At 55.8% G+C, this 12,569-nt stretch carries 13 protein-coding genes and 1 riboswitch; of the genes, 7 read left to right on the top strand and 6 right to left on the bottom strand.

Annotation, left to right across the window (positions count from 1 at the left end):
* Positions 1-11: 11 nt before the first annotated feature.
* The gene (locus tag WMO17_RS06415) at positions 12-386 is read right to left on the bottom strand and encodes an HIRAN domain-containing protein (RefSeq protein WP_349137703.1); all 375 of its coding nucleotides are present in this window, start codon (positions 384-386) and stop codon (positions 12-14) included.
* 558 nt (positions 387-944) lie between these two features.
* Here WMO17_RS06415 and WMO17_RS06410 point away from each other — a divergent pair.
* Positions 945-1,220 (top strand): hypothetical protein, encoded by a 276-nt coding sequence (locus WMO17_RS06410; RefSeq protein ID WP_044953661.1) that lies wholly within the window; start codon positions 945-947, stop codon positions 1,218-1,220.
* Between the two features lie 180 nt (positions 1,221-1,400).
* Here WMO17_RS06410 and WMO17_RS06405 read toward each other — a convergent pair whose 3' ends face one another.
* Both WMO17_RS06405 and WMO17_RS06400 read right to left on the bottom strand, forming a co-directional pair.
* Complete coding sequence (locus WMO17_RS06405) at positions 1,401-1,973, bottom strand: chromate transporter (RefSeq protein ID WP_349137702.1); 573 nt, start codon at positions 1,971-1,973, stop codon at positions 1,401-1,403.
* Complete coding sequence (locus WMO17_RS06400) at positions 1,970-2,542, bottom strand: chromate transporter (protein WP_097777853.1); 573 nt, start codon at positions 2,540-2,542, stop codon at positions 1,970-1,972. Before WMO17_RS06400 ends, WMO17_RS06405 begins: the two co-directional genes overlap by 4 nt.
* A gap of 108 nt (positions 2,543-2,650) precedes the next feature.
* On the opposite strand from WMO17_RS06400, the gene WMO17_RS06395 reads away from it, so the two are divergent.
* On the top strand, positions 2,651-3,451 hold the full coding sequence (locus tag WMO17_RS06395) for an aspartate dehydrogenase domain-containing protein (RefSeq protein ID WP_349137701.1): 801 nt from the start codon (positions 2,651-2,653) through the stop codon (positions 3,449-3,451).
* 15 nt (positions 3,452-3,466) lie between these two features.
* Positions 3,467-4,363, top strand: a complete 897-nt coding sequence (locus WMO17_RS06390; protein WP_349137700.1) for an NAD(P)-dependent oxidoreductase — start codon at positions 3,467-3,469, stop codon at positions 4,361-4,363.
* Between the two features lie 40 nt (positions 4,364-4,403).
* Here WMO17_RS06390 and WMO17_RS06385 read toward each other — a convergent pair whose 3' ends face one another.
* On the bottom strand, positions 4,404-4,940 hold the full coding sequence (locus WMO17_RS06385; RefSeq protein WP_097774947.1) for an LOG family protein: 537 nt from the start codon (positions 4,938-4,940) through the stop codon (positions 4,404-4,406).
* 95 nt (positions 4,941-5,035) lie between these two features.
* Positions 5,036-5,143, top strand: a riboswitch (TPP riboswitch).
* Positions 5,144-5,199: 56 nt separating this feature from the next.
* Here WMO17_RS06385 and thiD point away from each other — a divergent pair.
* Together thiD and WMO17_RS06375 are read left to right on the top strand one after the other, a co-directional pair.
* Positions 5,200-6,000, top strand: coding sequence for a bifunctional hydroxymethylpyrimidine kinase/phosphomethylpyrimidine kinase (gene thiD, locus WMO17_RS06380; protein WP_154259667.1), 801 nt, complete (start codon positions 5,200-5,202; stop codon positions 5,998-6,000).
* Positions 5,993-6,670 (top strand): thiaminase II/PqqC family protein, encoded by a 678-nt coding sequence (locus tag WMO17_RS06375; protein ID WP_349137699.1) that lies wholly within the window; start codon positions 5,993-5,995, stop codon positions 6,668-6,670. Before thiD ends, WMO17_RS06375 begins: the two co-directional genes overlap by 8 nt.
* Positions 6,671-7,261: 591 nt before the next feature.
* Here WMO17_RS06375 and WMO17_RS06370 read toward each other — a convergent pair.
* Positions 7,262-7,894 (bottom strand): rhomboid family intramembrane serine protease, encoded by a 633-nt coding sequence (locus WMO17_RS06370; RefSeq protein WP_005941761.1) that lies wholly within the window; start codon positions 7,892-7,894, stop codon positions 7,262-7,264.
* The gene (locus WMO17_RS06365; RefSeq protein WP_044953662.1) at positions 7,891-8,379 is read right to left on the bottom strand and encodes a CYTH domain-containing protein; all 489 of its coding nucleotides are present in this window, start codon (positions 8,377-8,379) and stop codon (positions 7,891-7,893) included. Before WMO17_RS06365 ends, WMO17_RS06370 begins: the two co-directional genes overlap by 4 nt.
* Before the next feature lie 196 nt (positions 8,380-8,575).
* Between WMO17_RS06365 and WMO17_RS06360 the strand changes: the two genes are divergently transcribed.
* Together WMO17_RS06360 and WMO17_RS06355 are read left to right on the top strand one after the other, a co-directional pair.
* The gene (locus WMO17_RS06360; protein ID WP_294647471.1) at positions 8,576-9,802 is read left to right on the top strand and encodes a class I SAM-dependent rRNA methyltransferase; all 1,227 of its coding nucleotides are present in this window, start codon (positions 8,576-8,578) and stop codon (positions 9,800-9,802) included.
* A gap of 578 nt (positions 9,803-10,380) precedes the next feature.
* Complete coding sequence (locus WMO17_RS06355) at positions 10,381-12,468, top strand: glutamine synthetase III family protein (RefSeq protein WP_097774943.1); 2,088 nt, start codon at positions 10,381-10,383, stop codon at positions 12,466-12,468.
* The last annotated feature ends 101 nt before the right edge of the window (positions 12,469-12,569 follow it).

Genomic DNA, 12,569 nt, shown 5'->3' with positions numbered 1-12,569 from the left:
GGGCTTTTCTGTCAGAATGCGATGGCATCTTCTTTGCTGCCAAAGGGCAGACCCGTAGCCGGATCGACCGGCGGCAGGCCAGCCTGCCCCATATCCGCCGCCTTTACGCTGCATACCACCGCATTGGCAAGCACATACTTCACCTTTGCGGTGGCAGCAGCGCCGATCTTATCATAGATGCGGCCTGCGCTGTAACAGTCGCCCAGCACGGTGTGAGTGCTGTTGGCCACATAGCCCACCTTGCCCAGACCCGGCAGTTCTGCGCGGATGGCTTCGCGGTCAAAGTCATTCTCCGGCTCCTTGACCAGCTTTACCTTCTGGCCCACTGCAAACGGCTGAGTGCCGAAGCGGTAGTTGAGTCCGGTCAATGTAACATAGTACTTCATCTTTATTTCCTCCAAAACACATGTTTTATTTTCAGGGGACCCGTTCATCCCCTGCTTTGTCTGTATTATCCGCTTTTTATGTCCAATAAAAACCACTTTCAAATAACACTTGTCATTTTTTGATATTTTTGTTCAGGTTCGCTGCACAAAGTTTACCCTCTTTTCTTTCTCCGCAGGTCAACTGTCAGGTGACAAATGGCTCTTTTCCGTTTCCGGAGCCGCATCATCCTCACTTTTGCATTTCTTTATTTCTCTTTAGGGAACATGCATTCCCGTCTTGATTCAAGTGAACAAACAATGAAAGAAATTACAAAGTGATTACAACGCGGTAAAAAATTCTTTCCTGAGTCTCCCTGTGCTTCGATCAGTTTAACAAAAACTCTTTGACTTTTAGCGATAAATTATAACAAAATCGTAGATTATCATTGAAACCTCACTTCTTAGCCAAAAAAGCTCTTGATTTTTTCGCAAAAAAGACTAGAATATCCACTTGCAGAAAGGCACTTCCTGTAGGGCCTTCTGCAAAATACATTTGCGTATGGCAAGGAGATTTTAGATATGAAACTCAAGAATGTTTGTGTTGCTGTTGTTGCTCTGGCTCTGGCTGTTGGCATGACCGCTTGCGGCGGTTCTGCTTCCTCCACTGCTGCATCCTCTTCCGAGGCTGCTTCTACCAGCACTTCTGTTGCTGCTGAGGCCGAGGAGAGCGCTTCTTCCGCTGTTGCAGAGGAGAACGGTTCTTCTTCTGAGGCTGCTTCCAGCGAGGCCGCTTCTTCTGAGGCCGCTTCTTCTGAGGCTGCTTCCAGCGAAGCTGCTTCTTCCGTTGCAGCTTGATCGCATAGCGCCTAAATTCCAATAAAAGCTGAAGCCGGGCACAGGGAGCCATGAGTTTTCCTGTGCCCGGCTTTTTGTAGCAAAATGCGCCGGAAAGGTTTATTGGGAACCTCCCGGCGCATTTTTCAGAAGCTGTCATCAGAAGCAGGATGTCCCTCAGGCAGCGTGCAATGCTTATTCTTATATTCCCCAGAACAGGATCCCCAGTCCTGCAGAGAGCAGGATCATCCCAATGGGCGATGGTGCTTTGCCCTTTTTCCGGCGGCAAAGGGCATGCAGCCCCCACAGCAGCAGGAACACCACAATGGAACGGAGATCCGGTGCAATGCCTGCCTTGTCCGCTGCAAACCCGGCCAGCGTAGAAAGCGCCATGTTGACTGCAGTTGCCAGGATCATCGCCACCACACAGGGACGAACGCCGCCAAGAACTGCGTTGATTCCCGCATACTTCATCAGGTTCTGCAGCACCGATGCAATGAGCAGAATGATCACAAAAGACGGCAGCACCACCCCCAGCGTCGCACACAGCGCACCCCAGAAGCCGCCCTGTGAAGCGCCGATGAAGGTAGCCATATTGATGGCCAGCGGGCCGGGTGTGGACTCCGACACGGCAATGAAGCTGAGAAATTCGCCTTCCGTCAGCCAGCCGTGTCCTAAGACCGTTTCCCGCACCAGCGAGATCATGCCGTAGCCGCCGCCAAAGGACAGCGCACCGATCATGAGGAAATTCCAGAAAAGTTCTACATAGATCACGGCTTCTTCTCCCCCTTCCGCAGCTGCTGTACTGCATACACCAGCAGCCCGGCCGCACCGCTGAACAGGATGTAAAAAATGGAAGAGAAGGACACTGCTGCAATGGAACAGCCCACCATCGCTGCCGCAACCGTGGTCAGGATGACAATATTGAAGACGCTGTGTTCCAGCTGCTTCAGCATTTTCAGTCCGGCGGAAAGGATCAGATAGATCACACACACCTGAATGCCGTGGAACGCACTTGCCACCACCGAAAGGCGGAGGAACTGGTCAAAGAACAGCGAGATCAGATAAATGACCGCGAAGGACGGAAGACATACCGCCACCGTGGACGCTGCCGCACCTGCCGCACCCTCGATTTTGTAGCCGATATAGGTGGCACTGTTCACCGCCACCGGGCCGGGCGTAGACTCCGCAATTGCCACCATGTCCAGAAATTCTTCTTTTGTCACCCACTTTTTCTCTTCCACAAATTCATTCTGCAGCAAAGCCACCATGGCATAACCGCCGCCAAACGTGAACGCTCCAATTTTGAAAAACGTCCAGAAAAGCTCCTTTGTTTTCGACATAGCCTTCTCCTTTCTTGCGCCTTATTATATCATTTTTTGTTTTGATATGATATACTTTAATGGAATATGCTGCTTTCTTTGGAAAAAGCAGAAAAAGGAGTTTAGGATATGAAAACAAAATTTGGCATTGTAGGCTGCGGCTTTCTGGGCGGCATTGTGGCCAGCGCATGGAAGAACGGTCTGCTGCCGGACTATGAGCTGGTGGGCGTGACCAGCCGCACCCGTGCTTCGGCAGAAAAACTTGCCGCCGAGGTAGGCTGTCCCGTCTGCGATGATGTGGATGCTCTGCTGACACTGCAGCCGGAATACATTGTGGAGACCGCTTCGGTGGAGGCTGTGCGCGCCATGGCTGTGCCTGTACTGAAAAAAGGCGTGAATCTGGTCATTATTTCCATTGGTGCCTTTGCGGACCTTGATTTTTACGAGCAGGTCAAGGCCGCTGCCGTGGAGGGCGGTGCCAAGGTGCATCTGGCAAGCGGTGCCATTGGCGGCTTTGATGTGCTGCAGACCGTCACCCTGATGGCCGAGGCGCAGAAGCTGGCCGAGACGGCAGGCATTGAGACCCACACCGGAGCCAAGGGCTTCCGCAACACGCCGGTATGGGCCGACCATCTGCTGACCGATACCGAAAAGACCACCGTGTTCACCGGCAATGCCAAGCAGGCCATTGCCACCTTCCCCCGCCGCGTGAATGTGGCTGTTGCCACCTCGCTGGCCACCACCGGCCCGGAGATCACCGGCGTGACCATGCACTCGGTACCCGGCTGGGCGGGCGACGACCACTGCATCACCGCCGAGATCGAGGGCGTGAAGGCCGTGGTGGATATCTGCTCTTCCACCAGCGCCATTGCCGGTTGGAGCGTAGTTGCCCTGCTGCGCAACCTTTCCTCCCCCGTATGCTTCTATTAAAGGAGGGCTTTGCAGATGTTCAACAAACTGGTGGCCATTGAGCCGGTAAGCCTGATCCCTTCCGCCGAGGAAGCGCTGCATCAGTACGCAAAAGAAGTGGTGCTGTACCGCGATATCCCGGCCAGCGATGACCAGATCGTGCAGCGCATCGGAGATGCCGATGCTGTACTTCTGAGCTACACCTCCCGCATGGGCAAAAATGTGATCGAGCGCTGCCCGAATATCCGTTACATCGGCATGTGCTGCAGCCTGTATTCTGAGGAAAGCGCTAATGTGGATATCGCCTACGCCCGCACCCGCGGCATCAAAGTGCTGGGCATCCGGGACTACGGCGACCGCGGCGTTGTGGAGTACGTCCTGCATGAGCTCACCGGCATCCTGCACGGTTTTGGGATGCCCATGCTGCGGGACGAGCCGGTGGAGATCACCGGGCTGAAGGCAGGCATCATCGGGCTGGGTGTGTCCGGCAAAATGATCGCCGACGCGCTGCAGTTCATGGGCGCCGACATTGCCTATTACAGCCGCACCCGCAAGCCGGATGCCGAAGCTGTGGGCATGGCCTATAAGCCGCTGGCACAGCTGCTGACCGAGAGCGAGGTGGTGTTCACCTGCCTGAACAAAAATGTCCTTCTGCTGGGCAAGGACGAATTTGCACAGCTGGGCGCAGGCAAGGTACTGTTCAACACCTCCATCGGCCCGGGCTTTGACTCTGCTGCTCTGGAACAGTGGCTTGCTCTGCCGGGCACCCACTTCTTCTGTGACACCCGTGCCGCTGCCGGCCCGGTGGGTGAAGGCTTCTTTGCCCGTGAGAATGTGCATTGCGCGAATGTTTCTGCCGGACGCACCAAGCAGGCTTTTGTGCTGCTGAGCCAGAAGGTGCTGGCAAATATCCGCACTGCACTGGGAGAATGATATAAAAAGGAAACGCTTCCCGGCCGGGAAGCGTTTCCTTTTAGGCTTTATTCAAAATTGTTGTGATCTCTTCCAGATTCGCCGCAAATCGGATGCCCTGCTGGCGCTGCGGCGTGGAAAGGCCTTTCTCGATCATTTTGGCAAGCAGTGCTTTCAGGCTGTCGTAGTAGCCGTTCAGATCATACAGGATGCAGGGCGCGTCCAACTGGCCCAGCGAGACCTTGGACATTACCTCTGCGATCTCTTCCAGCGTGCCGGTACCGCCGGGGAATGCGATGAAGGCATCGCCCAGCTCGATCATCTTCGTCTTGCGCTCGGTCATGTCCTTGGTGACGATCAGCTCGGTCAGGCCATCGTGCTGCAGCTCCTGCTGCACAAAGAACTGCGGTTCCACACCGGTCACCGTGCCGCCTGCGTCCAGCGCGCTCTGGGCAAGCTGACCCATCAGGCCGCTGCGGGAGCCGCCGTACACAAGGCGGTGCCCGTTTGCACCGATCCAGCTGCCCAGTTCCCGGACAGCTTCCGCCAGCGCAGGATCATTGCCCGCATTTGCTCCAAGATAGACCGTGATGTTCATGGTATTTCCCCCTTTGTTTTTTCCATTTTACCACGCAGCGGGCCGATTGAAAAGGGCCATCCCCTTGCAAATGCAGCGGCACTGTGGTATTCTTGAACGCAGAAAAAGGGAGCCTGCAAAAGCAGGCTGAGAGTGGGCTGTTTGCCCAGACCTGTGACCTGATTTGGACAATGCCAACGTAGGGAGATACTGCTGCTTCAAAGTGCGGAGATGCCTCCTTGCGGGCATTTCCGCATTTTTTGCAAAGGAAGTTGTAACCATGAAAACTGCATTGACGATTGCCGGCAGCGATTCCAGCGGCGGTGCTGGCATCCAGGCCGATATCAAAACCATGACTGCAAACGGCGTGTACGCCATGAGCGCCATTACCGCACTGACTGCCCAGAACACCACAGGTGTGACCGGCATTTTTGAAGCCACGCCCGAATTTCTGGCACAGGAGATCGACGCCATTTTTACCGACATCTACCCGGATGCCGTCAAGATCGGCATGGTATCCTCGGCAGAGCTGATCAGTGTGATCGCCGAAAAGCTGCACACCTACGGCGCAAAGCATATCGTGGTGGACCCGGTGATGGTTGCCACCTCCGGCTCCAAGCTGCTGCGGGACGATGCCGTGCAGGCACTGACCGAAAAGCTGCTGCCCATGGCAGAGGTGGTCACCCCCAACATTCCGGAGACTGAGATCCTTTCCGGCATGAAGATCACCGATGCGGCCGGAATGGAGGCCGCTGCAAAGCTGATCAGCGAGAAATACCACTGTGCCGTGCTGTGCAAGGGTGGCCACCAGATCAACGATGCCGACGACCTTCTGTGGCGGGACGGCTGCGGCAAATGGTTCCGCGGCAAGCGCATTGCAAACCCCAATACCCACGGCACCGGCTGCACCCTATCCAGCGCCATTGCGTCCAATCTGGCAAAGGGCTATGATCTGGATGCATCTGTGGAGCGCGCAAAGGCCTACATTTCCGGCTGTCTTTCTGCCATGCTGGATCTGGGCCATGGCTCCGGCCCCATGAACCACATGTTTGCACTGAAGGGAGAGTTTGTGGGTGAGTGAGCAGACCTTTGTGCAGCAGCTGGTGCAGGAAAGTCTGCCTGTGTGGGAGAAATGTCTGCACTCAGAATTTCTGACCCACCTTGCGGATGGCACACTGGATGAAGCCTGCTTCAAGGGCTACATCGTGGAGGACAGTCTTTACCTGCGGGAATATGCCAAGGTGTTTGCCTGGGGCATGACCAAGGCAAAGGATATGCAGACCATCCGCACCTACTATTCCCTGCTTTCCTTCGTGAATGAGAGCGAGGATGCAGCCCGCCTGCACTATCTCAAGCACTTTGGACTGACCGATGAAGGCATCCAGAGCCTGCCGCTGCGGCCGGAGAACCGTGCCTATGTGGACTCTATGATCGAAGCCGCCAAAAACGGCGAGGGCGCAGCCGAGTGCATGATGGCCTGCCTGCCCTGTATGCTGAGCTATGGCTGGATCTTCCAGAAACTGCTGGAAGAAAAACCTTCCGTGCAGGATACCCTTTATGGTGCACTGGTGGTGGACTATGCTGACAAGGGCTATGAGGCGGCCTGCCGCGACTGGGCCGCGTTTGCAGAAAAAGTCTGCGAAGGCCTGAGCGACGAGCGCCTTGCCCGCTGCCGCGAGATTTTCCATGCCTGTTCGGCGCACGAGCTGAACTTCTGGGCCATGGCAGCTTCCCCGCGCAGTGACCTGTAATTTTTCCTAAAATATAAAATGCACCCGGCCTGTGGGCAGAACCGCAGCAACCGGGTGCATTTGTTTTGTTCAGGGTTTCGTGGCCGCAGCCGCAGGCATGAGCCTTAGTGCCGGAAACAAGGGAGCCCTAAAACAAAAACTTCCCCGGCTCTTCTGCCGAGGGAGTGGAAAAGAAAAACGCCCCTAACAGAAGAACTCTCTTCTGTCAAGGACGAATAAAATTTGGCCTTTTATCCGCGGTGCCACCATGACTTCATGGACATGACCCCATGCACTTGGCGGGATGCCAACACATCCCCGGCAACTGACGTATGCCCTACGTTGCAGAATACTGTGCGGCGAAAGTTCTCCGCAGTTCCCTGCACCCTCAGCGGTCCATTTCGGGAAAATATAACGCAAAGTCACACTTTCCTTGACGAACTGTTTCCGGTCTGCTTCTCAGCTGCGCAGGCTCTCTGTACAGGCATGGTTCGCCGTTATCTCCGCTTCAACGGTTTAGTGTATTGAATTTGGCTATATTAAACCACGGATTTTTCGTTTGTCAATACCTGTTTGCAAATTTTTCAAAATCAGCCTATGTCCACAGTGGGTTCAGCGCTTCCGGCGGCTGTTCGTGCTGGAAAACTTCACCGCTTTTGCCGGCCTGCGGCGGCTGTGCAGCGCACTGTAGTAGCCAAAGGCAGTGCCGCATAAGCCGCCCACAATGTGCATGAAGTTTGCTACATTGTCGTGCACAAAAATGATATCGTACACCTGCTGACCAAAGTACAGCGCTGCAACCAGCAGCATGGTGACCGGGATGCCGCCGGAGAAGCCCGCCAGCGACGAAAGCATGATAAGCATGAACACGATGCCGGACGCGCCCAGCAGCCCCGAACGTGGGAACAGCACGCATTGCAGCACGCCGGTGACCAGAGCGGTGAACACCATGCCGCACAAAAGCGGCTTGCTGCCGTACTTTTCTTCCATTGGCGGGCCAACAACGAGCAGCAGCAGCATGTTATTCAGAAAGTGGTCCCAGCTGGCATGGCCCAGCACATGGCCGAACAGCCGGATGTAGAACAGCGGGTCCTTCAGCGAGGAGCGGTAGACACAGAACAGATGCATCGTCGTCCACCCGTCCGTCCACTGGTCGAGGAACAGCACCAGAAGTGACAGCAGGAAAAATGTGAGGATCACCGGGGAGTTGTACTGCAGTTCCAGTTTGAGTTTTACTTTTTTCATCCTCTTGTCTCCACCCAGTATTCGCCCATGCTCTGGCCGGGCTGGTTCGTCACTTCATCCTTGAGGTAATCGCCAAGGCCGCAGCTTTCCGGCTGCCATGCAAGGGCTGCTTCCACCGTGGGGTACTCCACCTCGGCGTACCAGAACTCGGTGGGCTGGCCTTCGTCCACATGGTTCACTTCCAGCACAGAACCGTCCGGCAGGGTGTAGCTGCGGCGCAGCTTCGGGATGAGAGGTTTAGCGATAATCTTGTATTCCAGATCATCAAACAGTTCTTTGTCGATGCTGCGCTCGATCTCCTCACGGGCAAGGCCGCCCCCGGATTTGAAGCAGAGGATGTAGTCCGTTCTGCCGCCGGTGAGGGCTTCTTCCCGGATGCGCACAGTGGGCCGCACGCTGATATAGCCCTGCCGCATGGCAAATTCCTCCCTGAGGGGCAGCCCCTCCGGCCAGCCCTTCACCATCCATTTGCGTTCGATCTCCATAATGCATCCCTCTTTCATGCGGTTTTTTGGCATTTCTTATTTATAATAACATGATTTTGTGCTATTATAAAGGGTAGATTTTTACTCCTTCAGTCTGCTTCGCAGCCAGCTCCCTCAGTGAGGGAGCCTACCCGCACGGTAAGCGTGTCGAGCGAACGCGGGACGAAGGGAGTTCGTCCATGATAAGGAGAACCATATGAAAGAACGCGCTTACCCTGTGTATACCGTCAACAAACACGCCGAGGGCCTGCTGGTGGGCGGGCACCCCTGGGTGTATGAGAACGACATCCTCCATTCCCCGGAAAATGAGCCGGAAAACGGCACGCTGGCCGATGTGGTCAGCACCAAGGGTTCCTACCTTGGCACCGGCTTTGTCTCGCTCAAGAGCAAGATCCGCGTGCGGCTGATCTCCCGTAATGCCAACGACACCTTTGATGCTGCGTTCTGGCGCCGCCGGGTGGAATATGCATGGAACTACCGCAAAACCGTGCTGGAGCCCGCCGACCTTTCCGCCTGCCGCGTCATTTTTGGCGAAGCCGACCAGTTCCCCGGCCTGACCGTGGACCGGTTCAGCAACATCCTCGTCACGCAGACCCTGAGCGTGGGCATGGAAAAGCTCAAGCCCGTCCTCTTCCCCATTCTGGCAGAAGTCCTGCGCGCCGACGGCCAGACCATCGACGGCATCTACGAGCGCAACGATGAGGCTCTGCGTGCCAAGGAAGGTCTTGAGCAGAACAAAGGCTGGTTTGAGCTGCCCGGTGAGACTCATCCGGCAAGCACCCAGACCGAGATCTGCGAGAACGGAGTTTACTATCATGTGGATTTCGAGAACGGCCAGAAGACCGGCTTCTTCCTTGATCAGAAGTACAACCGCCGGGCGGTGGCACGCCTTGCTGCAGGTCACACCGTGCTGGACTGCTTTACCCACACCGGCAGCTTTGCACTGAACGCCGCTGCGGGCGGCGCTGCCCGTGTGACCGCCGCCGACATCAGCGCCGAGGCCATTGCCATGGCGCAGCGCAATGCCCAGCGCAACGGTCTGACCAATATGGACTTTTTGTGCGAGGACACCTTTGAACTGCTGCCCCGCTTGGAAAGAGAGGGACACCCCTACGATTTTATCATTCTGGACCCGCCGGCCTTTACCAAGGCGCGCCGCACTGTGGAGAACGCCATGCGCGGTTACAAGGAGATCAACTACCGTGCCATGAAGCTGCTGCCTCGCGGCGGCTATCTGGCAACTGCCAGCTGCTCCCACTTTGCCACCGAGGAGCTGTTCATCAAGATGCTGCGCGCCGCTGCAAAGGATGCTCACCGCCAGCTGCGGCAGATCGAGGTGAAACAGCAGGCACCGGATCATCCGATCCTGTGGGGTGTGCCGGAGACGAATTATCTGAAGTTCTTTTTGTTCCAGGTGATCTGACCATTTAGAATGCCCTCCGCTTCGCTCTGGGCATATTTAAAGGAAATATTATTTTTATATTGGCGTTTGTCGCGGCCTGCGGGCCGCTCCAAACGCATTTTCACAAAAGGGGTCGTAGCGAGTAGTAGCATCTGCGGCTGTCACGCAACGGATAAGCCCAGATTTTGCAAATGCAATTGTCCGTAACGACTCCTCCCGTGAAAAAACAGTTCCGGCTGGCCCGCAGGCCTGCCGGAACTGCAAATTTAAAAATATTATTTCCGCTGATATTGCCAGAGCGCAAGCGGAGGCAATTTCAAATCGTTCTGTTCCGGTTTAAAGGTTCAAAAGTCATACCAAGCTCAGTTGTGCCAAAATTCGCAAAGAGCGTTTGTACAGAATCGTCAGATTTGTCAATTGCCTTTTTGCCCGGCAGAGGCTATAATCAAACCATAGACAGCAACGGCGCTGTGGGTCACCTCCTGACTCGCAGCGCCGTTTTTGTTAAGATGCTTTCGTACTTCTGGGTGCGGCATTGCGGCAGACCAGAATGCAGACGAAAGGGTAAGAAAAATAAGATCAAGTAAGGAGTAGGATTTATGGCAGCGAATGTTATGGAAATCTACGGCAGCAAGGTCTTTAACGAACATGTGATGAAGGAGCGCCTGCCGAGCGCAACTTATAAGAGCCTGAAGAACACCCTGCACAAGGGTGCTCCGCTGGACATTGAGGTGGCAAACGTTGTGGCCAGCGTGATGAAGCGCTGGGCCATGGAGCTGGGTGCCACCCACTACACCCACTGGTTCCAGCCGCTGACCGGCATCACCAGTGAGAAGCACGATGGCTTTGTTTCCCCTGTGGGCGACGGCACCGCCATCATGGAGTTCTCCGGCAAGGAGCTGGTGCGCGGCGAGCCCGATGCATCTTCCTTCCCCTCCGGCGGTCTGCGCGCCACCTGCGAGGCCCGCGGCTACACTGCATGGGACCCCACCAGCTACGCATTCGTGAAGGATGACGTGCTGTGCATCCCCACCGCATTCGTCAGCTACACCGGCGAGGCTCTGGATAAGAAGACCCCCCTGCTGCGTTCCATGAACGCACTGTCCAATCAGGCGGTCCGTATCCTGAAGCTGTTCGGCAAGGATGTGGATTACGTCTCCACCACCGTCGGCCCCGAGCAGGAGTACTTCCTCATTAAGAAGGAAGATTACGAGGCCCGTCAGGATCTGATCCTCACCGGCCGCACCCTGTTCGGTGCCCCCTCTGCCAAGGGTCAGGAGCTGGAAGAGCACTACTTCGGTGTCATTCGTCCCGAGGTCTCCGAGTTTATGAAGGAGTTGGACGAAGAGCTGTGGAAGCTGGGCATTCCCGCCAAGACCAAGCACAACGAAGTTGCTCCCTGCCAGCATGAGCTGGCTCCCATCTTCGACACCACCAACGTTGCCATCGACCACAACCTGCTGACGATGGAGATGATGAAGAAGATCGCTCCCAAGTACGGTCTGGTCTGCCTGCAGCATGAGAAGCCTTTTGAGGGCGTGAACGGCAGCGGCAAGCATAACAACTGGTCCATGTCCACCACCCACGAGAACCTGCTCGACCCGGGCGACACCCCCATGGAGAACCTGCAGTTCCTGGTGTTCCTGGCTGCTGTCATCAAGGCTGTTGACGAGTACGCCGATCTGCTGCGCACCTCCGTTGCCACTCCCGGCAACGATCACCGTCTGGGTGCCAACGAGGCACCTCCGGCTATCATTTCCATCTTCGTGGGCGAAGAGCTGGAAGCTGTCATCGATGCTATCGCATCCGATTCCCCCTATGCCGGCCCCGTCAAGATGAAGATGGATCTGGGCGTTGATGTCCTGCCCAAGTTCAGCAAGGATACCACCGACCGCAACCGTACCTCTCCCTTTGCCTTCACCGGCAACAAGTTTGAGTTCCGTATGCCCGGTTCCGCTGAGAACCTGAGTGATGCCAACACCATCCTGAACACCGCCGTTGCAAAGGAACTGAAGGGCTACGCCGACGAGCTGGAGAGCGCTGAGGACTTTACCAGCGCCGTGATTGCTCTGGTCAAGCGCACCATCCGCGACCACCGCCGCGTCATCTTCAACGGCAACGGCTACACTGCCGAGTGGGAAGAGGAAGCCGCAAAGCGCGGTCTGCCCAACAAGAAGAACACCCCCGCTGCTCTGCCTGCCCTGATCGAGCCCAAGAACATTGCCCTGATGGAAGAGTTCGGCGTGCTGACCAAGGTAGAGATGGAGAGCCGCTACGAGGTGGAAATGGAGCACTACTCCAAGATCATCAACATCGAGGCTCTGACCATGCTGGAAATGGCCCGCAAGCAGCTGCTGCCTGCCGTCAACTCCTACATGAGCGAGCTTGCCAATACCGCAGCATCCAAACTGGCTGTGAGCGAGAACATCAGCGTGCGCAGTGAGACCAAGACCCTGACCAAGCTCTCTGCTGATGCCGATGCTATGAGCGACGCTGTCGATACCCTGCAGGATGCAGTGGATGCTTCCAAGGCATTGCCCACCGAGGCAGAAAAGGCCGTTGCTTTCCACGACAACGTGCTGCCTGCAATGGATGCTCTGCGTGCCGCTGCGGACGACGCCGAGACCATCTGCGGTGAGGATTATTGGCCTCTGCCCAGCTACAGCAAGATGCTCTACTACGTCTGATCTTTCATCAGCGTAACAGCAGAATAGCATCCGTAGGCTGCGGAATTTAAAATTGCCATTCTCCTTTTCCTATTTCTTACACCAGCCTAAAGACCTGCTCC

Source organism: Faecalibacterium faecis, from assembly GCF_040096475.1.
GTDB classification, from domain to species: Bacteria; Bacillota; Clostridia; order Oscillospirales; family Ruminococcaceae; genus Faecalibacterium; species Faecalibacterium taiwanense.
The sequence above is the reverse complement of the archived record's forward strand: the minus strand, read 5'-3'. Positions and strand labels throughout refer to the sequence as shown.

Bases quoted from the DNA above. Each gene is read 5' to 3' on its own strand.
- WMO17_RS06410 (WP_044953661.1), top strand. From the start codon at position 945: ATGAAACTCAAGAATGTTTGTGTTGCTGTTGTTGCTCTGGCTCTGGCT.
- WMO17_RS06390 (WP_349137700.1), top strand. From the start codon at position 3,467: ATGTTCAACAAACTGGTGGCCATTGAGCCGGTAAGCCTGATCCCTTCC.
- thiD (WP_154259667.1), top strand. From the start codon at position 5,200: ATGAAAACTGCATTGACGATTGCCGGCAGCGATTCCAGCGGCGGTGCT.
- WMO17_RS06360 (WP_294647471.1), top strand. From the start codon at position 8,576: ATGAAAGAACGCGCTTACCCTGTGTATACCGTCAACAAACACGCCGAG.
- WMO17_RS06365 (WP_044953662.1), bottom strand. From the start codon at position 8,379: ATGGAGATCGAACGCAAATGGATGGTGAAGGGCTGGCCGGAGGGGCTG.
- WMO17_RS06400 (WP_097777853.1), bottom strand. From the start codon at position 2,542: ATGTCGAAAACAAAGGAGCTTTTCTGGACGTTTTTCAAAATTGGAGCG.
- WMO17_RS06385 (WP_097774947.1), bottom strand. From the start codon at position 4,940: ATGAACATCACGGTCTATCTTGGAGCAAATGCGGGCAATGATCCTGCG.
- WMO17_RS06355 (WP_097774943.1), top strand. From the start codon at position 10,381: ATGGCAGCGAATGTTATGGAAATCTACGGCAGCAAGGTCTTTAACGAA.
- WMO17_RS06370 (WP_005941761.1), bottom strand. From the start codon at position 7,894: ATGAAAAAAGTAAAACTCAAACTGGAACTGCAGTACAACTCCCCGGTG.
- WMO17_RS06395 (WP_349137701.1), top strand. From the start codon at position 2,651: ATGAAAACAAAATTTGGCATTGTAGGCTGCGGCTTTCTGGGCGGCATT.
- WMO17_RS06415 (WP_349137703.1), bottom strand. From the start codon at position 386: ATGAAGTACTATGTTACATTGACCGGACTCAACTACCGCTTCGGCACT.